Below are 18,808 nucleotides of genomic sequence, written 5' to 3'. Positions count from 1 at the left end.
GCAGGCAGATCAATAGATTTGTTTGATTTGCTTAGTGCTGTACTTATACATCCTAACGGTAATAATCTGTTTGCGATCGCTAATTTGGCGATCCCCTTGTTAAGAAATTTGAGAAATAGTACCAAGAATTAGTGGTGCGGCGCGAAGCGCCGCACCACTAATTCTTGAGTGACAAGGGAGTAATCTTTGATTTCAGATTTCAAAATTAAATCCATTTTGTTTTAACTGTAAGTATTTAGTCTCATCAAATTCATAAAGTTTTGCCGCACGATGGGCGACATTGTGTTCGACTTTTCCTGTATCAATCAGCAAGTCCATACCAAGAATTTTTTTACGAAAATTGCGTTTATCTAAAGGACGATCTAACACAGTTTCATAGAGTTTTTGGAGTTGTGACAGGGTAAAGTTTTTGGGTAATAGTTCAAAGCCAATTGGTTCATAGCGAATTTTGTTGCGTAATCTGGCGATCGCCGTTTGCAAGATCTGCTTATGGTCAAAGGCTAAAGTCGGAATTTTCGAGACGGCGAACCAATCAGCCTCACGCGCATCAGTGGATGCTTGGATTTTTTGCTCCACCAAATTAATCAATGCGTAATAGGCAACCGTAACCGTGCGATCGCGGGGATCACGCCCCAAATCACCAAAAGTATATAGCTGCTCTAGATAAACATCATGAATCCCTGTTTCTTCTTGCAGTTCACGCAAAGCCGCCTGTTCCAAAGTCTCATCGATCCGTACAAAACCTCCTGGAATTGCCCATTGTCCTTGAAATGGTGGAATATCTCGCTGAATCAGCATAACTTTGAGTTCCTGCTGAGCATCAAGCCCAAATACTATGCAGTCAACAGTTAATGCGGGGCGGGGGTAGTCGTAGGTGTGGGACATAGTTTTTGAGGGGCAAAGTTGCTGCTACGCAGCAACTTTGCAAGTAATAGTTGACATAGTGTAAAAATAACACTATAGTAGTTTGTGTAGTTTATACACTATAACGTCATGCAAGAACAAGTGGAATTTCCTGATCGGCGATCGCTGCAAATTCCTGATTTAGCGGGTGAAAATTTGTCAAATCAGTTTGAATATGCCTGCGGTTCAATTATTGGGCGCAACCATGTTCTTGCTAGCAAAAATAATCAGGATGCGCTGCGGATTGTCCTGTGGGATAACTTTATGACGGCTGTAGTATGTGACGGCTGTGGTAGTGGCAAGCATAGTGAAGTTGGGGCAAAGCTCGGTACGCGGATGGTGACTGATGCGATCGCCGATTTACTCCATCAAGGGTTAATAATATCTGAGCCTGATTTTTGGAATGTGCTTAAAATTAATCTCTTACAGAAAGTCAAGGCTTTTGTGGCGATCGCGACTAATGAGGCTCAAGAATCTGTGATGGAATTTGTAAATAACTATCTATTATTTACAATTGTGGGCTTAGTTATTACTCCTAGCGAAACAGTTGCTTTCTCCATGGGAGATGGTGCGCTCGCTGTTAATGGCAAACTTACTCAAATTCCTGCCTATCCTGATAATGCACCACCCTATCTCGCCTATGGCTTGTATCGCCCTGATGCAGTGAGCTTTGAAATTCGCGTTCGTATACCTACCTCAGAATTAGAATCTATTCTAATTGCTACAGATGGAATTGACGATTTGATTGCCGTTGAAGAAGTTAGTCAATTCTGGCAAGAAGATCGTTATTTCAAAAATCCTGATGCGATAAGACGTAAGTTAGCCATGCTAAATCGTGAGGAAGTAAAGCCAGATTGGAATAAGCACGAATTAATTAAACGATCGGGGGTTTTGTCTGATGATACGAGTTTGGTTGTGATTAGAAGAATCTATCTGTAGGGGCAATTCATGAATTGCCTCTACAGATGGAACAAAATAGAAAATTTATTGAAGAGGTAAAACTATGTTAGGCGTAATTGTCGGTGATATCGTTGGTTCCATTTACGAATTTAATAATCATCGCTCAAAAGACTTTCCTTTATTCAGTGGAGGATGTGATTTTACCGATGACACAGTGTTAACTGTAGCGGTTGCTGATTGCTTGATGAATCAAGGCAATTATGCAGAATACATCAAAACCTATGCTCGTAAATATCCCAATCGTGGCTATGGTGGACGCTTTGCTCAATGGATTCGTTTTGAGAGTATGGAGCCATACAATAGCTGGGGTAATGGCTCGGCAATGCGAGTCAGTGCTGTGGGATTTGCCTATGATGACTTGGAATCGGTGATGAATGAAGCTAAGCGATCGGCGGAAGTTACCCACAATCATCCTGAGGGAGTCAAGGGAGCGCAAGCAACGGCTGTGGCTATCTTGATGGCTCGTCAAGGTCAGAGCAAGGAGGAAATAAAAAATGCGATCGCTAAATCTTTTGGGTATGACTTAGATAGAACTGTAGACGAAATTCGTCCTGTTTATCAATTTAATGAATCCTGTCAAGAAACTGTTCCCGAAGCAATTATTGCATTTCTAGAATCAACAGATTTTGAAGATGCAATTCGCAATGGAATTTCCCTCGGTGGTGATAGCGATACGCTGACCTGTATTACAGGCGGCATAGCCGAAGCTTTTTATGGTGGTGTTCCTCAAGATATTGCTCAAAAGACTTTAAGTTATTTACCTAAAGCAATGCGTGAAGTGGTTGAAGAATTTAGAACGAGGTATAACTTATGTTAGGTGCGATCGCTGGCGATATTATCGGCTCGATTTACGAAGTAGTGCCGATGAAGCGGAAGGACTTCAAACTGTTCTCATTTGGTAGTCATTTTAGTGATGACACTGTTCTTACCTATGCTGTGGCAAAATCTATTCTTACAGGAACTAACTATGCTAACAATTTCAAAAAATGCTTTTGGCGCTATCCTTTAGCAGGTTTTGGGCAAAGGTTTACTTGCTGGGCAATGAGCAACCGCAAGGAAGGTTATAACAGTTGGGGTAACGGTGCGGCGATGAGAGTCAGCCCGATCGCATGGGCATACAATGATCTTGATACTGTTTTAAAAGAAGCAGAACGTTGCACGGTAACTACTCATAATCATCCTGAAGGAATCAAAGGCGGACAGGCAACAGCAGCAGCAATCTTTTTAGCTCGTAATGGCAAAACCAAGGCAGAAATTCGTGACTATATCGAACAGAATTTTAACTATGATTTGCGACGTACTCTAGGTGAAATTCGCCCCGATTATAAGTTTGAAGTTTCCTGTCAAAAAAGCGTTCCTGAAGCAATTATCGCCTTTTTAGAATCAACGGATTTTGAAGACGCAATTCGTAATGCTGTGTCTCTCGGTGGTGATAGCGATACGATCGCCTGTATTACAGGTAGCATTGCTGAAGCCTTTTATAGTGGTGTACCTAATGCGATCGCCCAACCTGTTTGGAAAAAGTTAGATCGTCGTATTCGTCAGACAGTGACTGAGTTTAGAAAAGTTTATCAATTGCCTTAAAGCATTGGAGCAAAATCATGGATATCTATCTTAATCAGAAGCGGATTAAACTAAATCCTAAAAATGCGATCGGCAAGGGTGGCGAAGCAGATATCTATGATCTCAAAAATGGCAAGGTTCTTAAACTCTTCAAAACTGCCGATCATCCTGATTATCAGTTACTTCCTCAAGAACAATTAGCGGCTCAATCCAGATTGTCACTCCATCAGCAAAAGTTGCCTGCTTTCCCACAAAATCTACCTGCGAGAGTGATTAAACCTGAAACTTTAGCCACAGATAAACAGGGAATGATCTTGGGCTATGCAATGCCATTTTTGCAAAATACAGTGCCACTTTTGAAATACAGCGATCGTAATTATCGCCAAACTAACGCTATCTCACAACAAGTTGTGACGAACTTATTTCGCGATTTACATGAGTCTGTTCTCAAAGTTCATCAAGCAAATGTCACGATTGGTGATTTCAATGATTTGAATTTATTGGTTTCTCAAAATCAAGTTAACCTCATTGATGCAGATTCCTTTCAGTTTGGACAGTTTCCCTGTCAGGTATTCACAGCGAGATTTGTCGATCCGTTATTGTGCGATCGCAGCGCCAATCAGCCGATTCTTACCAGTCAGCATAACCCTGATTCCGATTGGTACGCATTCACGGTGATGTTGATGCAGAGCTTTCTCTATGTCGATCCCTATGGCGGCGTATATAAGCCAAAATCGCAAGCATCGCAAATTCCTCACAGCGCTAGACCACTGCAAAGGATTACGGTTTTTCATCCCGATGTCCGCTATCCTAAACCTGCAATTCCTTACAAAGTTCTCTCTGATGATTTGCTCCAGCATTTTCATAACTGCTTTGAAAAAGATTGGCGCGGAGATTTTCCTAAATCTCTACTCGAATCAATGCGTTGGAATAAATGCAATCAATGTGGAATTGAACATTTAAAGATCACTTGCCCAATTTGCACGCCTCTAATAGCATTTCTCCCTTCTAACTCTGGGAGAGGGGCTGGGAGTGAGGGCAAACCCTGTAAAGTTATCCATATATTTCAAACCGAAGGCGTAATTCTTCAAGCCGCTTTACAAAATAATTCTCTCAGTTATCTCTATCATGTTAACCACGAATTTAAGCGCGAAGACAACGCAGTTTTATTGTCAGGAGAACTCGATGCTAATATTCAATTCGCAATCTTTGGTAAGTCTACAATCGTTACCAAACAAGGAAAAGCTCTTAAGCTCAATCAAGGACAACCACCGCAAGCGATCGCCACCGAGCTAATCCGAGCTAATTCTTTTTCTCGCTATTGGATTGATCAAGGTCAATTACTCCGCGATGGCAAGCTAGGCAATGAATACATCGGTGATATTCTCGAAGGACAAACACAATTTTGGATTGGTGAAACCTTTGGTTTTGGCTTCTATCGAGCTGGTGCAATCAGTGTTGCATTTACCTTTGATGCTAAGCGTTCAGGAATATGCGATCACGTGAATATTCCACCCATTCAAGGAGAACTAATTGATGCAAATTGCGTCTTTAGTAATGACCTCTGCTGGTTCTTCACCATCACCCAAGAGCAAGGCAAAATCATCCATCGTGTTTCTGTATTGCGACCTAACGGTGAATTAGTAGCAACTCTCGCAGGACAAAAAGGTGACATTGCATGGTTAATGAATATTCATGGAGGCAGTGCGATCGCTAATTGGCTATTCGTTCCCACTGACGAAGGTATTGCGAGAGTTGAGGTGAATAATGGACAGATTATGATTACGAAAACTTTCCCTGAAACCGAATCCTATGTTGATAGTGGCTGTTCTCTCATTGTCGGTTCTCAAGGGATTTATGTGATTCATGCACAAAAGATTTTGCAGTTACAATTAGCTTAGCAATATATTCAGGTGATCTGCCATGTCCTATAGTGAATTTACCTTAGAGTCAGTTCAGACAGCCTTCGATCTCACAATTACTGAACGAGCCAATTTACTTGATGATTCCCCCTTAGCAGAAGCTAGTGAATTTCTCAACCAACTTCTCAAAGAATTTGCCCCATTAGCACTAGCGATGAATACCGAAAAAGCTAGATCGGAATTAATTATTGCCCCGATTTTAGTAGAAGTTCGCAAACAATTTCTAGATCGCGCCAGTTTATTCTCAGGAATAGAACTAAATATTGATCGAGATATTGGCTTAAATGGGGTTTGTGACTTTCTCCTCAGCCGATCGCCTTCACAACTAATGCTTAAAGCGCCTGTAGTGGTGGTGGTTGAAGCAAAAAAGGAGAATATCAACGGAGCTCTAGGACAATGTATTGCCGAAATGTGGGCAGCGAAACTCTTTAATCAGCAACATGAGAATGATATTTCTGTAATTTATGGAGCTGCTACTACTGGCAACGATTGGAAGTTTTTACGCCTTAGCGATCGCCTTGTGGAGATTGACTTAACTGAGTATCAACTCAGCAATATTGACAAAATTCTGGGCATTCTTTCTCTCTCTTTTCAATAATTTTAAAACAGGAAACCTCTAACCATGACTACTCAAATTGTTACTCAACTTCCGATTCCTGCATTCTTTGATCGCCACAAAGTCGGCTCAGTGTGGCGCGTTCCTTATCAAGATCGCGCTAACCAAGCCGAAACATGGGCGAAACAACATGGCATCACGCCTGCTGCAAAAGATCGTAAGAAAATTTGTCTGATGGCGATCGATGTGCAGAATACCTTTTGTATTCCTGATCATGAGCTATATGTCGGTGGTCGCTCTGGTACTGGTGCGATCGAGGATAACGTGCGGCTGTGCGAATTTATCTATCGCAACTTGCACCACATCAGCGAAATTGCGCCCACGATGGATACTCACACCGCCATGCAAATCTTCCATCCCATTTTTTGGGTAAATGATGCAGGGGAACATCCGATTCCTAATGCTACATCAATTACTTTGGAAGATGTGCAACAAGGCAAGTGGAAAGTAAATCCAGCGATCGCCTATAGTCTCGCCAAAGGTAATTATATGGCAATTCAGCGTCATGCTTTGCATTATGTCCAGAAGCTGAGCGATGAAGGCAAATTCCCACTTACGGTTTGGGCTTATCACTCAATGCTCGGCGGCATCGGTCACGCGCTCGTATCCTCCGTTGAAGAAGCAATGTTTTTCCATAATATTGCTCGTCACAGTCAGACTAATTTCGAGATTAAAGGCGGTAATCCTCTCACTGAAAATTATTCTGTGTTGCGTCCTGAAGTGATGGATGGAGCCGATGGCAGACCGATCGCACAAAAGAACACGCGCTTCTTACAAAGGTTACTAGAATTTGATGCGGTGATCATCGCAGGACAAGCCAAGAGCCATTGCGTCGCATGGACGATTCAAGACTTACTTAGCGAAATTCTTGCCCATGATCCTAAACTTGCGAAGAAGGTCTATCTGCTGGAAGATTGCACTTCGCCTGTGGTGGTTCCCAATGTTGTGGACTACACAGATCAAGCCGATGCTGCCTTTCAGCGATTTGCTAATGCAGGGATGCACCTTGTCAAATCCACTGACGCAATGGAAACTTGGTCAGATCTCAACCTTGCTTAACGAGTTGTACTGCGCGAAGCGCAGTACAACTCTCAATCAAATCCAGTTTTAGGAGCTCAATCCTATGATGAGTATCAATCTTGACTATGAAACAGAGAAATATCTAGTAGCAATCCTTGCGAAAGAAAATACAACTAGTTCAGAATTAATTGAACGCTTGCTTAGAGAATATTTAGAATCTATTCAACCTAAAAAGGGATTTTTTGGACGTTTGTTATCTAGCTAAAATGGACACAAATCAAAAGTAGGAGATAGATCTATGAATGCTTTGCTCTCTTTCTATCGTGGTGAATCAGCAAATCCTGAAGGTCGCAAACTTGAAGATATTTGGATTTGGCAGCGCGATCGCCTTGAGAATGTCCATAACTACATTCAATGGCTATTTCCCCTCCCTGAACCGAGTCGATTTAACGCAACCGCTCCCCTTCTTGATGAAGCAGTGATTCAAGCTTTTTTATCTAACAAAGAACTTAGGAAGCGCCTATTTCGCTCCTTCAAATTGATGCTAGATTTTTACGGTTTGCAATGCGTAACCTCTAAAGAATTAGGAGTCCAGATTAGCAAAGCAGCTAATTTCACCTCACGCAAACCATTTTGGCTACGTCCCATGAATCACAATCATCTGAGAATTACTCGCATTCTCCGTAGTCTTACACTCTTGGGGCTTAGTGCATATTCCAAAGCTTTCCTAACTTGCTTGCAAGAACTTTATCAAGAAGATCCCAAAGCGATCGATCCCAAAACAATGGAATTTTGGACAAAAGCAGTTTAAACAAGGAAAAAGGCAAAAATTCCCCTAATTGTCAATCAGCTAAAGGCTAAAAGCCAATCACCAATTACCAATCACCAAATAAAATGACAAACATCAACGATCTCTTTCAATCCGCTTTAGATGATGGAAGCCTTTCCAATGAATCTTTACAAGCACTTACTGTTTATGACCTCGGCGCACAAATCCAAGCAGGGCTTGGCATACATGTTGATGATGTGATGTCTAGCGAAGTCGTACTTGTGACGATTATGCCCGATGATTCGGGATCGATTCAATACTCAGGAAATGCTCAGGCTGTGCGCGGCGGACATAACTCTGTCATTGATGCGCTGACTTCTTCGCAACAACAGGATAATATTCTGATTCACAATCGTTATCTCAATGGAACTATTCTTTATCCTTACTGCCCGATCGCACAGGCAATTCGCATGGATTCCAAGAATTATACGCCCAATCAAGGTACACCACTTTATGATCAGACGGTAGTACTATTGGGGACTGTATTAGCGAAGTCTCAGGAATTCTCGGATAATGGCGTGCCTGTTCGCACCGTGACCCTGATTATTACCGATGGTGATGACTGCCATTCGATGCGTCATACAGCTAAGGATGTAGCAGCGATCGCCCACGACATGTTGCGAATGGAGAATCACATTATCGCGGCGATGGGAATTGACGATGGCTCTACGAATTTTCGCCAAGTGTTTAAAGATATGGGAATTCGTGATGAATGGATTCTCACACCTGCGAATAGTGATGGTGAAATTCGTAAGGCTTTTCAGGTATTTTCGCAGTCAGCGATGCGTGTGAGTCAGAGTGCGGCTAACTTTAATTCTTTAGGAGGATTTGGTGGCTGAGAAACCTAAGCTAGACAAGGGGCTTAAGCCCCTTGTCTAGCGGCTAGTGACATAGACTTACATAGTCTCTAACTTAATGTTTAGAGATTCTAAGATGGAATCTATGTTCCATGCTTGAATTCCTAAAAGTAAAGGATCGGAAGGATGAATAGTATTGATGAGGTTTACGCGCTGATCTAAGGCTGCCCATCCGATCGCAGATTGAGAGAAGCCATCCTCAATCCATACAATTTTAGGAGTGTTTCCAGAATGATAGATAACCGCAATAGTTTTACTATCGTCTATTTCATCAAGTTCTAATTGTTTCCGATACCTGCCAATTACATAGTTGGCTTTAGCAAAAGTGATGGGATAGCCAACAGTCCAAGGTGTAATACCAGCCCAGCGATTCCAAATATTTGAGTGTTCCCGCCAGCCCGAAGACATCCAAAAAGGCTTGATATGCTCGGACTGATCTATTGCCTTGAGTAGTGGCTTGACTAAAGGTGATGGTGAGCCTCGGAGATCTTTGTCTTGATATGTACCAAGAAATTGCGAGTCTGCATTGATGCTTGTGTTGACTACGCCATCAATGTCAAGGAAGAGAAAGATTTGTTCCATAGGTCTAGGTATTATTCACCATGAACATAATCAGAAAGCAGAGAATTGTATTTATTTAGTCGATTTCGTTAGAGAATACAGCCGCGATCGCTTGTTTGGCATCGGTGCGAAATTCTTGGACATTGACTCGACTTAATAGAAATACGGCAAAAATCATCACTGCGGCTTCGCAAACAAAAACAAAACTATAAGCTAATGTCGGCAAACTGAAGATTTTTTTGCCAATATCTAGCACCACACCACCTGTAACTGTGGCAAGTCCTCTGGCGATCGCTTGAGATAGTCCCCAAGCACCGATAAAGGTTCCCGCAGTTTCCGCTGCTGTGAGGTCAAGCATTAGACTCAAAGCTCCTGAAGTGGTAATTCCAGAGGCAAATCCAAATAGAGTTAAAGCGCCTTGTAAGACGGGGATTTTTTGGGTAAATCCTGCAATTAATAATAAGGCGCAACTACCAGCAACTAAGTAACAACCTAGTTTGGTGGAATTTTGCTTACCAAGGCGCGGCACAATCAAGAATCCTGAAGAACTCAACCCAATTAAGGTTCCTGTGCCAAAAGCGGCATTAAGTTGTGTGGTTTTACAAATGCTCATGCCAAACACAGCACCACCAAAGGGTTCCATAATTGCATCCTGCATGAAAATACCAACGGTCATCATTAGCAAGAATGAGAAGAATAAACCTGTTTGTTTGCTGGCGGTCAACACTCGTAAAGCTTTACCAAGACTAAGTTTATCCTCTGTGGCAGTGGTTCCATTGAGAATGTGATTTTCGGCAACACGCAACTTATAACGGGAATACTTCTGCTCAATGCCATAGGTAGCGAACAGCGATAAACCAACTACCGCTACAGGAATGACCATGAATACAAAATTAATTGTTTTTTGTAATGTGGCGAGCTTAGTAGCATCAGTATAAATAGAAATATTACTAGGTGGTGCTTCTGAACATTGCAGCAAACGAGAAACCACGATCGCCCCAATCACAATTCCCACCATCAACATCGACCAGACAATGCCCACTAGTTTAGAGCGATCCTCTTCGTCAGACACATCCACTAACATTGCGGCAAAAGGTGTGGAACTTAGACTAATCGACATTCCATACAGCGCAAACATAGCAGCCAAGGCGATCACCCAGCCATAGGTGACACCATTCCAGCCAATCTCATACACACTACGTCCCAATTGCCACATCACCTGTGTAGTCAAAAAAGCAACTACAGCAAAGATCACGGCTCCAATCCAGACATAGCCTGAGCGATGGGTTCCGAATATCGTTTTAGCATCGGAGGTCTGCCCAAACCAAACTCGCGTCGGAGACACAAATAGCGGCATCGCAATAAACACGGCGGCGAGGGTAGCAGGAATCGCTAGTTCGTTGATCATCACACGGTTCAACAACCCTGCGATCAGCAAAGACATAATTCCTAAGCCCATTTGAAATAGCCCGATCCGAAACATTTGGATCAGCGGCAATTTAGGCGGTATTTGGGACGGGGTTTCGTCTAAATTTGCGATATCGACTTGGTTATTCATCGGTTGCGATTGAAATTAAAAAAATCAGTAAAAACACTATTATCTCAAACTTCCGCAGAATTGCGCTAGCCGATCGCCAAACCAGCCCCCTAGACTCTAAATCAATCTTGATTGGGTTGTGGTGCTTGCACCACAACCAATCAAGTTGATCAACTTGAGATGGGGATAAATCTATGAATTCTTGTTTGAAACGCTCAAATTTTTTATTAGCTTGTAGCTTAGTTCTCTGCTTTAGTACGAAAGTTTATGCAGAGGAGTTACCCCAAAACTTTAATGCTATCAAGCCAATTAATCATCAAACTCAGCAAATTAAGTCACAAAAAACTAAACAAAATCCCAATACTCAATTACTAAATGCTCAATTACTAATTGCTGCTCAAAATGGCAACCTTAAGGATGTGCGATCACTAATTTCTCAAGCAACCGATGTCAATGTCCGCGATGAATATGGCTGGACACCGATCCTATGGGCGGCGATGAATGGACATACTGATGTGGTGCGGGTTTTATTAGTGTCAGGCGCAAATCCGAATACGCGCAATAAGTATGGATGGACTCCTCTGATGTGGGCGGCTGGTCAAGGTTATAGCGAAATTGTGAGATCGCTAATTGCATCAGGAGCAAGACTAAACGCACAGGATCGCAATGGTTGGACAGCGATGATGTGGGCTTGGGATGGCAATCAGCAAGAAACGGTCGCAATTTTACGAAATGTGGCTAACGACTAAGTAGTACTTATTCCAAAATAAGCTTAAACTTTTGCAAAGCCTCAAAAATGCCGTTGGCATAGGCATTCTTCGCAAAATAATGATGCTCGTCAGCATGAGCTTGATACCATTCAATTAACTCAAGTTGAGCATTGTTCACAATTACTCCACATACAGGCTGTTGAAACATACTAATATCATTGCCTGAGTCGCCACATACTAAAGTTCTATTAGCTGCCATGCCTAATTTTTGTTGAATGTATTGCACTGCATTCCCTTTATTTGCCTTCACAGGCAAAATATCCAAATCAACATTGCTGCTAAAAATTACTTGAGCTTTGAATTTCATCGCTTGCAAGCTATTAACCAATTGATTAATCGTGCCATTGGTTGGGCGATCGCTAGTGGTTAGGGTGATAGAACGGGCTGTAGCTAGACATTCAACATATCCCCTATTTATTTTGCCCACCGCTTGCAATTGTGAGATTGGCTCATGAGCCGAATCTAATAAATCGAAACTTAATTTCCACGGATTTTGCTCTTCCTTGGCTTGGAGTTTGAGTTGGGGAAATCGACTAGTCACAAAGGATGCGATCGCCTCTCTTTGCCAGTCTGTATTAATTTGATTTGCCCAATTAAAATCTAGACAATCTTGGAAGTATATTTCTGTGCCAACCCCTGTAATCCAGTAGTCGGGTTCGATGAGTTCACGTTCTCGCTTTAACTGCTTTGCCGAATTATAGGAGCGTCCAGTCGCGTAGACCACCACATAATGTTCACGACGATCGACGAGATACTGATTTAACCTCTTGGTGGCAAGATCATCGCCCACAAGGGTGTTGTCTAAATCGGTAATTAGGAGAAATTGATTAGTAGAATTCATCATGGAGTAGCTTTTTAGCAAAGACTATCAACCCAACTATTGTGAATGATCGCCACGACTAATTTTGGGGAGCGATCGGAGAGAAATCGGGGGGATTTCTTCAAATAGATAAAGGCGGCGCTTTGCGCCGCCTTTATCTATTTGGGTTTGGATAAGTTATCAGCTAGTCCCAGCAACGCAGACTCCAGTTGGGAAGACATCTCTACTTTGCCCGATCGCAAATGGAGATCACGCTGTGGAAAAGGAATTTCGATTTGATTTTGGTTAAGGACTTCATAGATCAGAAAATATAAATCACTTTTGAGCAAAAATTGCTTGTCGGGTTCCGCTGTCCAAACTAATAACTCAAAATCTAAGGAGCTATCACCAAAACCTTTGAATAATAGGCTAGGAGCAGGAGACGCTAATACCTTGGGATGTTCGCTAGCCGCTTCTATCAACACTGTTCGCACATGCTGGGGATCGGAGCCATAGGCAACTCCTAGGGGTAAATGTATCCTTGAGATCGGATTGCCATGACTCCAATTAATCACTTCACTATCAAGAAATCGTGAATTCGGCACAATAATGGAGACGCGATCTAAGGTGCGAATCTCGGTACTCCTTGCCCCAATTCTTTCGACAGTGCCATGCAAATCTCCAACTTCAATAAAATCTCCCACTTGAATCGGACGCTCAAACACCAGAATTAAGCCGCTACCAAAGTTTTTGGCAATATTTTGTAAGCCAATACCTAAACCAATACTCAAGGCACTAGCCAAAATCGTGAGCGAACTCAAGTCTAGTCCCCAGATCTGCAATAAAACCAATGTGCCGATAAAGATCAGGGTGTACTGCACAATTACGGCGATCGCTTCCTGTGCGCCACGATTTAGCCCAGCAATGCTAAGCACGCGATCTTTAAAGATATCGATAATCGCTCTAACGAGAAGGATTAAGCCAAATAGCAATGCGCCTAAAATCGATAGATTGATGATTGAATAGGAGCTTTTGCCAAGGGTCAAGACTGGTGCGTTAAAACTAGATGCCAAGACATCCCGAATTTGTTGGCTGATGGCGCGGGAATCGGCAAAAAGATCGGCAATATAGAGAACAGCAGCTACCCAAACGGAGATCCGAGCGATCGACAAAATTACGGTAAAAAATAAATCTAATCCCTTGGTAATTGACTCGCGTTCCGTGCCTGCTAACTTCTGTTTGAGGGTACGCGATAAGTATCGCCGCAACATTCCCAAGCCCCAAGAAATGGCGATCGCACCCACAATAATTACAATTGGCAAAATGATCATAAATTAGGTTTCTCAGGATTGAGCGTAAAGGTGTTTTCTAGCAAAAAAGCCTGTTGGGGAATACCGATCGCAATGTTTTCTTGTTCCAGAACTAACTTGAGGCGACGACGAAATTCTCTGCCCACTGCCCATTGCTGAAGCGGTTGGGTTTTAATCCAAATCCGAATTAACATCCCTGAATGCTGCAAATCATCAATACCTAAAACTTCAGGTGGTTCGATAATCTTCTCTCGCCAAATCTGCTCTTGATAAATCTCTTGGGCTAATTTTCGTAACACATCCAGAGCTTGATCAGGATTAGTATCATAGGCAACCCGAATGCTCAAATCTACCCGCGCCCAGTCTTTAGAAAGGTTCTGGACGATCGAAATTGCACTATTGGGGATCGTTATCAATTGACCTTCATTATTGCGAATTTGCGTAACACGGAGGTTCATGCTTTCTACCAATCCACCTAAATCACCGATGACGATTACATCTCCAACTGCATACTGATCTTCGAGAATAATTAAAAATCCATTGATGATGTCCTTAATTAATCCCTGAGCCGCAAAAGAAATTGCTAGCCCAATGATCCCCGCACCTGCGAGGAGTGGCACTAAATCAAACCCAATGGAGGAGAGAATCGCGAGAACTCCCAATCCAAACCAAATAATACCAGTAATATTTCGGAGAACCTGCGAAACCGTCGATACTCGTAAATCCAAGCGTTGATAGGGTTTTAACATAGCAAAATCCCTAGCTTTCAAGAAACCAGAAAAACGTTCGATTAACAGGTTACTAATCCGAATTAACAAATAAGTCACGAAGGCGATCGCCACAATTTGCAGAGGAGTTGATAGTAAGAAAGTTTGTAACCAACGACTATAGGGAAACAGACCCAAAACTATGAAGATACCACTGCCCAAAACACCCACATAGCCTAGCTCCAAAACTCGTCTTTTGAGATCGCTGAGATTAGCTTTTTGTTGTTGCGTCAGTTGTTGTTGCAAATCGATCACCGCGACAGAATCAAGGTATGGCGGTGCTTCATGTTCCATATGCGCCTTAATCGTTTCTTTCTGTAACTTTAAACGCCCCTGCCAGTAAGTATTCAACCGCAATGCGATGAACATTACCAGAATGATCCCAGCCGTAATTAATCCCCGATTGATTAAAAATTGAGGTTGGCGCTCTTGTCTGGCTCTAGTCAAAGCCTCACGCAGAATTATTGCTATTTGATTTGCCCAGCCTTGCGGATCTCGTCCTTGCAGTTGAGCATCCATCGTTGTTACGGTCATCAAGTAGCGATCACCTATTGAAATAACGGGCTGTCCACTTTGCTCATCAATATTTGCCGTCACCTGCAAACTAGCGGGGTCAAAGTTGCTATTAGCAATGCGATTCAGCTCATCTTCAATCCCCTGTACACGCTGCTCCAGTGGAAATTTTTGATTAGTGCTAGGAGATGCTAGTACAAACAATTTATAGCCATCCAGAGTGACTACAGCATGATCAACACTAGACACATCAGTTTTTTTTTGTCCTGTTAACCAATTTAGTTTTAAAAGTTCGGCTTGCCCCCAAGCACTTTGATTATGGGAAAGAAAGAGTGTTAGTGCGATCGCGCCAATAAATAAACCAGCAGTACGAAACCACTTCTTCCAAAAGTGGATTTTAGTTTGGATGAAACGGTTGAACATATTTTTCTATTTTGCAAAGACTAGGAACCTAACACTGATGAAAATAGCTGCCCCAAGAATTTGTAAAGCAGCTATAGGAATACCATATTTAGCGAATCTACTAAAAGAAATAGATTTACCATGAATTTCAGAAATACCTGCACCAACGATATTAGCTGAAGCTCCTACAACAGTTGCATTACCGCCCAGCGTAGCTCCAAACATCATGGCGTAGAAAAGTGGTAAAACCTCATCGGGAAATTGTCCGTTAAAGTTGGTAACGAGAATCCATGATGGTGCTAGATCTACATTTACAAGGTATTCCTTCATCATCGGAACCATTGCGACAACAAGGGGAATATTCGGAATCACACTAGAAATTACAGCCACGGATATCAAAACTACTATTGCGGCTAGCGCAATATTTGTTCCTAATGCTGATGCAAATAAACTAGAAGCTTGGGCAATTAAACCTGTTTTTTGTAATCCTCCAATTAAAACAAAAGTTGACATAAAAAATAGCAATGTACTCCAATCTACATCTCGTAAAACATGATTAATAGAGTCAATCTTGTTATGATGAGAAAGAAACAAAGACAATCCAGCTCCTAGTAAGGCAACTGCGGCGGGGGAAATTGGTGTGGGTAAAGATTCCCCCATCACAAATAAGACTAATACAAATAGAGAAATTAGACCGCCGATAATTAAAGTACGGGGATGATTGATTTTAGGAACTTCGATGCGATCGCTAATTTCTATATTCTTACGCCAGATTTTGCCAAATAAAAATGGCAAAGTACATACAATGATAGCAATGGAGATAACTCCAACAAAACTTAATCGCATCAGATAATCGGCAAAGCTGACATTAATAGCATTACCAACAATAAACGTCGCAGGATCACCCACAAGCGTTAATAGTCCTGCACTATTCGAGACAACTACCATCAAAATGATCAAGGGGACAAAATCTATTCCAATAACTTTTGCCAAGGGTGGAATCATCGGAGCTAAAAGCGTTATGGTTGTGGCATTGGGCAGTAAAGCGCATACCAGAGACGTAATCCCAACAATTGCTAGCAGTAACCGACTCCCTTTGCCTTTAGAAAGCAGCACGATCTGGACAGCTAAGTAATCAAATATTTTGGTTGGCTCAAAAGCCCGCACCATAACCATCACTCCAAATAGCAAACTGATAGTGGCATAACTTCTACCGACATACCTTGTTGCTTCTTCCAAACTCATAATTTTGGCGGCAACTAATAGTAATGCTCCCAAAAAAGCGGCGATCGTTAAATGGACTCTCTCAGTAACAATTAGAATAATTACTACTACAAAGGTCACGCCTGTAAAAATAGCTTGCCAATTGTCCATAAGTAATGATTTTGATTTTAGTGGTTTAGATTGGTTTAGGCTTAAAATTGCTTGAGCCGATAGCCCAAACCATGTACAGTCTCAATGAGATCGTCAGGAGCATCGATCATTCTAAATTTTTGGCGGAGACTGCGAATGTGGGACTTGACGGCTTCTTCACTGGGTGGATCATCCAGTGACCAGAGACGCTCAATAATACCTGGGCGACTGAGAACCCTTCGCCCACTGGAAACTAGTAGTTCTAAGAGTTGATATTCCTTGGGAGTTAGGGACAATGGCTCACCGTCGTAAGTAACCTCATAGGTACTAATATTCAGAGCTAAGACTCCCCATGACAGCATCGAACTATTGCTCTTGCCACCCCGTCGAATCAGTGCGCGCACCTGAGCCATGAGTTCACCCATATCAAAGGGTTTGACCATATAAACATCGGCTCCTGCATCTAGCCCCAAAATTTTGTCAGCACTCGTATCTCTCGCAGTCAGCATTAGCACAGGTGTATTAGCGTTATTTTGGAGATTACTTTCACGTAATTTGTGACATAGACGCAAACCGTTGATTTTTGGCAAAGTTACATCCAAAATTACGAGATCGTATTCTAGAGTTTCTAAGCAATGCCACGCCATCTCACCATCATTAGCAATATCAACGACAAATTGTTGATTGGTCAGGGCTTCGGTTAGCATGTCAGCTAACTGTACATCATCTTCAACTACCAATATTCTCATAATATGAAATGGAACTTAGAACGAAAACTAATTGCTGGTGGTTTAGGTGCTGCGCTTTTAATCATGGGAACGATGAGTTGGATTTCCTATCAAAATGCAATTCAATTGATTAGAAGCACCGAGCGTATTAAAAGAACCTATTCTACCTTAGAACATCTTGCGGATATTCAGGCTACTCTCAATGAAGCCGAGTCTGGGAGAAGAGGTTATCTGCTCTTCGGCACAGACTTTGAGTTAGAACGTTACAATTTAGCGATCGCCAAATTAGTAAAAATCCTGAATGATCTTGAGCAATCTTTAGGAAATCAAGTTTCCCAAAATGCGCGTTTTCAACAACTGCGATCGCTAATCGATCAACGCCAGAAACTATTTCAAACATCAAACACCTTATTTCGACTTAATCCTAGCGATCTCTCCGCAAATCATCCATTGGTGATCGCTAGTCGAATTAATCGCGAAGCCTTACGAGAAGTATTCATCGCCCTCAAAGCTGAGGAACAAAGCTCCTTAGAATTGTGGATTGCACGGTCTGGCAATAATATGCAGTATCGTCTTGCGATCGAAAGTGTTGGCACATTGATTAGTTTTACGATTTTCTTAAGCGTATATCTTGTGCTATATCATCAGTTGCTCAAGCGTCAAGAAGCAGAAAGAATGCAGCAAAAGCTTGCTCAAGAGAAGGAATTAAGTGAACTTAAATTAGAATTTCTGGCTTTAGTCTCCCATGAATTTCGGACTCCGCTAAGTGTGATTTTAGGCTCTGCACAGTTGCTCAAAGATAGTTTATCCAGTCAAATTGAGCGATCGCGTTTACGCAGTTTGACAAGGATTGAATCATCGGCAAAAGCGATGAAACAGATGTTTGCGGATGTGCTGACCATTGCCCGTGCCGATGCAGGGAAATTGGAATATCAACCAAGTTGGCTAGAACTGCAATCTTTTTGTTTAAATTTAGTCGAAGATATGCAGTTGAGCGATCAGTATCAACATGTGATTAAGTTGATTGATTTAGGCGATCGCACCCACGGCTGGTTAGACGAAGCGCTAATTTATTCGGCTCTGAGTAATTTACTATCAAATGCAATTAAGTATGCACCTGTAGGCAGCAATATCGACTTTATTCTTGATGGCAAAATCGATGTGATTACCTTTCAAGTTAAAGATGAAGGTATGGGAATTTCGCCAGAGGAACAAGTCACTTTATTTGAACCATTTACGCGAGGTGTAAATGTCAAAAGTATTATTGGTACTGGGTTAGGACTAGCTCTAGTCAAGCGTTGTATTGATTTGCATCAAGGTGAAATCACTATTGATAGTGAAGTTGGTGTGGGGACAACTTTCACGATTCAAATTCCGCAATCTCGGCTAGAAAAATAG

At 42.1% G+C, this 18,808-nt stretch carries 19 protein-coding genes; 11 read left to right on the top strand and 8 right to left on the bottom strand.

From position 1 onward, the window contains the following. Positions 1–192: 192 nt before the first annotated feature. Positions 193–885, bottom strand: a complete 693-nt coding sequence (locus tag B9G53_RS16235; protein ID WP_094534110.1) for an NUDIX domain-containing protein — start codon at positions 883–885, stop codon at positions 193–195. Between the two features lie 108 nt (positions 886–993). On the opposite strand from B9G53_RS16235, the gene B9G53_RS16230 reads away from it, so the two are divergent. From B9G53_RS16230 to B9G53_RS16195, 9 genes are all read left to right on the top strand, one after another. After that, positions 994–1,842, top strand: a complete 849-nt coding sequence (locus tag B9G53_RS16230; RefSeq protein ID WP_094534108.1) for a protein phosphatase 2C domain-containing protein — start codon at positions 994–996, stop codon at positions 1,840–1,842. Positions 1,843–1,906: 64 nt separating this feature from the next. Continuing rightward, the gene (locus tag B9G53_RS16225; protein WP_094534106.1) at positions 1,907–2,680 is read left to right on the top strand and encodes an ADP-ribosylglycohydrolase family protein; all 774 of its coding nucleotides are present in this window, start codon (positions 1,907–1,909) and stop codon (positions 2,678–2,680) included. After that, positions 2,674–3,447: an ADP-ribosylglycohydrolase family protein gene (locus tag B9G53_RS16220; protein ID WP_094534104.1), complete on the top strand. Its 774-nt coding sequence runs from the start codon at positions 2,674–2,676 to the stop codon at positions 3,445–3,447. Before B9G53_RS16225 ends, B9G53_RS16220 begins: the two co-directional genes overlap by 7 nt. A 17-nt stretch (positions 3,448–3,464) precedes the next feature. Then, a complete protein-coding gene (locus B9G53_RS16215; protein ID WP_094534102.1) occupies positions 3,465–5,327 on the top strand; it encodes a hypothetical protein in 1,863 nt (620 codons plus the stop codon). Positions 5,328–5,349: 22 nt separating this feature from the next. Continuing rightward, entirely contained in the window at positions 5,350–5,946 is a 597-nt protein-coding gene (locus B9G53_RS16210) for a hypothetical protein (protein ID WP_094534100.1), read from the top strand. Positions 5,947–5,970: 24 nt separating this feature from the next. After that, on the top strand, positions 5,971–7,023 hold the full coding sequence (locus tag B9G53_RS16205) for an isochorismatase (RefSeq protein WP_094534098.1): 1,053 nt from the start codon (positions 5,971–5,973) through the stop codon (positions 7,021–7,023). Positions 7,024–7,087: 64 nt separating this feature from the next. Next, positions 7,088–7,249 (top strand): hypothetical protein, encoded by a 162-nt coding sequence (locus tag B9G53_RS27490; protein ID WP_162615588.1) that lies wholly within the window; start codon positions 7,088–7,090, stop codon positions 7,247–7,249. Between the two features lie 33 nt (positions 7,250–7,282). Then, positions 7,283–7,795, top strand: coding sequence for an opioid growth factor receptor-related protein (locus B9G53_RS16200; RefSeq protein ID WP_094534096.1), 513 nt, complete (start codon positions 7,283–7,285; stop codon positions 7,793–7,795). A gap of 83 nt (positions 7,796–7,878) precedes the next feature. Continuing rightward, positions 7,879–8,652, top strand: a complete 774-nt coding sequence (locus tag B9G53_RS16195; RefSeq protein ID WP_094534094.1) for a hypothetical protein — start codon at positions 7,879–7,881, stop codon at positions 8,650–8,652. Between the two features lie 57 nt (positions 8,653–8,709). Here the strand turns inward: B9G53_RS16195 and B9G53_RS16190 are convergent, their stop codons facing one another. Next, a complete protein-coding gene (locus B9G53_RS16190) occupies positions 8,710–9,252 on the bottom strand; it encodes a hypothetical protein (RefSeq protein ID WP_094534092.1) in 543 nt (180 codons plus the stop codon). Between the two features lie 55 nt (positions 9,253–9,307). Then, complete coding sequence (locus tag B9G53_RS16185) at positions 9,308–10,789, bottom strand: BCD family MFS transporter (RefSeq protein WP_094534090.1); 1,482 nt, start codon at positions 10,787–10,789, stop codon at positions 9,308–9,310. 173 nt (positions 10,790–10,962) lie between these two features. Here B9G53_RS16185 and B9G53_RS16180 point away from each other — a divergent pair, with 173 nt between their 5' ends. Beyond that, positions 10,963–11,517: an ankyrin repeat domain-containing protein gene (locus B9G53_RS16180; protein WP_094534088.1), complete on the top strand. Its 555-nt coding sequence runs from the start codon at positions 10,963–10,965 to the stop codon at positions 11,515–11,517. A gap of 7 nt (positions 11,518–11,524) precedes the next feature. Here B9G53_RS16180 and B9G53_RS16175 read toward each other — a convergent pair whose 3' ends face one another. The 5 genes from B9G53_RS16175 to B9G53_RS16155 form a co-directional block, all read right to left on the bottom strand. Continuing rightward, positions 11,525–12,382, bottom strand: a complete 858-nt coding sequence (locus B9G53_RS16175; RefSeq protein WP_217901605.1) for an HAD-IIB family hydrolase — start codon at positions 12,380–12,382, stop codon at positions 11,525–11,527. Between the two features lie 134 nt (positions 12,383–12,516). Continuing rightward, a complete protein-coding gene (locus B9G53_RS16170; protein ID WP_094534084.1) occupies positions 12,517–13,668 on the bottom strand; it encodes a mechanosensitive ion channel family protein in 1,152 nt (383 codons plus the stop codon). Beyond that, positions 13,665–15,350, bottom strand: coding sequence for a mechanosensitive ion channel family protein (locus B9G53_RS16165; protein WP_094534082.1), 1,686 nt, complete (start codon positions 15,348–15,350; stop codon positions 13,665–13,667). Before B9G53_RS16165 ends, B9G53_RS16170 begins: the two co-directional genes overlap by 4 nt. 6 nt (positions 15,351–15,356) lie before the next feature. Then, entirely contained in the window at positions 15,357–16,703 is a 1,347-nt protein-coding gene (locus B9G53_RS16160) for an ArsB/NhaD family transporter (protein ID WP_094534080.1), read from the bottom strand. 41 nt (positions 16,704–16,744) lie between these two features. Beyond that, positions 16,745–17,431, bottom strand: coding sequence for a response regulator transcription factor (locus tag B9G53_RS16155; RefSeq protein WP_094534078.1), 687 nt, complete (start codon positions 17,429–17,431; stop codon positions 16,745–16,747). A 3-nt stretch (positions 17,432–17,434) separates the two neighbouring features. On the opposite strand from B9G53_RS16155, the gene B9G53_RS16150 reads away from it, so the two are divergent. Further along, positions 17,435–18,808, top strand: coding sequence for an ATP-binding protein (locus B9G53_RS16150; protein WP_094534076.1), 1,374 nt, complete (start codon positions 17,435–17,437; stop codon positions 18,806–18,808).

Origin of the sequence: Pseudanabaena sp. SR411, assembly GCF_002251945.1 — a bacterium.
Taxonomy (GTDB): domain Bacteria; phylum Cyanobacteriota; class Cyanobacteriia; order Pseudanabaenales; family Pseudanabaenaceae; genus Pseudanabaena.
This window is presented reverse-complemented; position numbering and strand designations above follow the sequence as displayed.

Bases quoted from the DNA above. Each gene is read 5' to 3' on its own strand.
- B9G53_RS16235 (WP_094534110.1), bottom strand. From the start codon at position 885: ATGTCCCACACCTACGACTACCCCCGCCCCGCATTAACTGTTGACTGC.
- B9G53_RS16230 (WP_094534108.1), top strand. From the start codon at position 994: ATGCAAGAACAAGTGGAATTTCCTGATCGGCGATCGCTGCAAATTCCT.
- B9G53_RS16225 (WP_094534106.1), top strand. From the start codon at position 1,907: ATGTTAGGCGTAATTGTCGGTGATATCGTTGGTTCCATTTACGAATTT.
- B9G53_RS16220 (WP_094534104.1), top strand. From the start codon at position 2,674: ATGTTAGGTGCGATCGCTGGCGATATTATCGGCTCGATTTACGAAGTA.
- B9G53_RS16215 (WP_094534102.1), top strand. From the start codon at position 3,465: ATGGATATCTATCTTAATCAGAAGCGGATTAAACTAAATCCTAAAAAT.
- B9G53_RS16210 (WP_094534100.1), top strand. From the start codon at position 5,350: ATGTCCTATAGTGAATTTACCTTAGAGTCAGTTCAGACAGCCTTCGAT.
- B9G53_RS16205 (WP_094534098.1), top strand. From the start codon at position 5,971: ATGACTACTCAAATTGTTACTCAACTTCCGATTCCTGCATTCTTTGAT.
- B9G53_RS27490 (WP_162615588.1), top strand. From the start codon at position 7,088: ATGATGAGTATCAATCTTGACTATGAAACAGAGAAATATCTAGTAGCA.
- B9G53_RS16200 (WP_094534096.1), top strand. From the start codon at position 7,283: ATGAATGCTTTGCTCTCTTTCTATCGTGGTGAATCAGCAAATCCTGAA.
- B9G53_RS16195 (WP_094534094.1), top strand. From the start codon at position 7,879: ATGACAAACATCAACGATCTCTTTCAATCCGCTTTAGATGATGGAAGC.
- B9G53_RS16190 (WP_094534092.1), bottom strand. From the start codon at position 9,252: ATGGAACAAATCTTTCTCTTCCTTGACATTGATGGCGTAGTCAACACA.
- B9G53_RS16185 (WP_094534090.1), bottom strand. From the start codon at position 10,789: ATGAATAACCAAGTCGATATCGCAAATTTAGACGAAACCCCGTCCCAA.
- B9G53_RS16180 (WP_094534088.1), top strand. From the start codon at position 10,963: ATGAATTCTTGTTTGAAACGCTCAAATTTTTTATTAGCTTGTAGCTTA.
- B9G53_RS16175 (WP_217901605.1), bottom strand. From the start codon at position 12,382: ATGATGAATTCTACTAATCAATTTCTCCTAATTACCGATTTAGACAAC.
- B9G53_RS16170 (WP_094534084.1), bottom strand. From the start codon at position 13,668: ATGATCATTTTGCCAATTGTAATTATTGTGGGTGCGATCGCCATTTCT.
- B9G53_RS16165 (WP_094534082.1), bottom strand. From the start codon at position 15,350: ATGTTCAACCGTTTCATCCAAACTAAAATCCACTTTTGGAAGAAGTGG.
- B9G53_RS16160 (WP_094534080.1), bottom strand. From the start codon at position 16,703: ATGGACAATTGGCAAGCTATTTTTACAGGCGTGACCTTTGTAGTAGTA.
- B9G53_RS16155 (WP_094534078.1), bottom strand. From the start codon at position 17,431: ATGAGAATATTGGTAGTTGAAGATGATGTACAGTTAGCTGACATGCTA.
- B9G53_RS16150 (WP_094534076.1), top strand. From the start codon at position 17,435: ATGAAATGGAACTTAGAACGAAAACTAATTGCTGGTGGTTTAGGTGCT.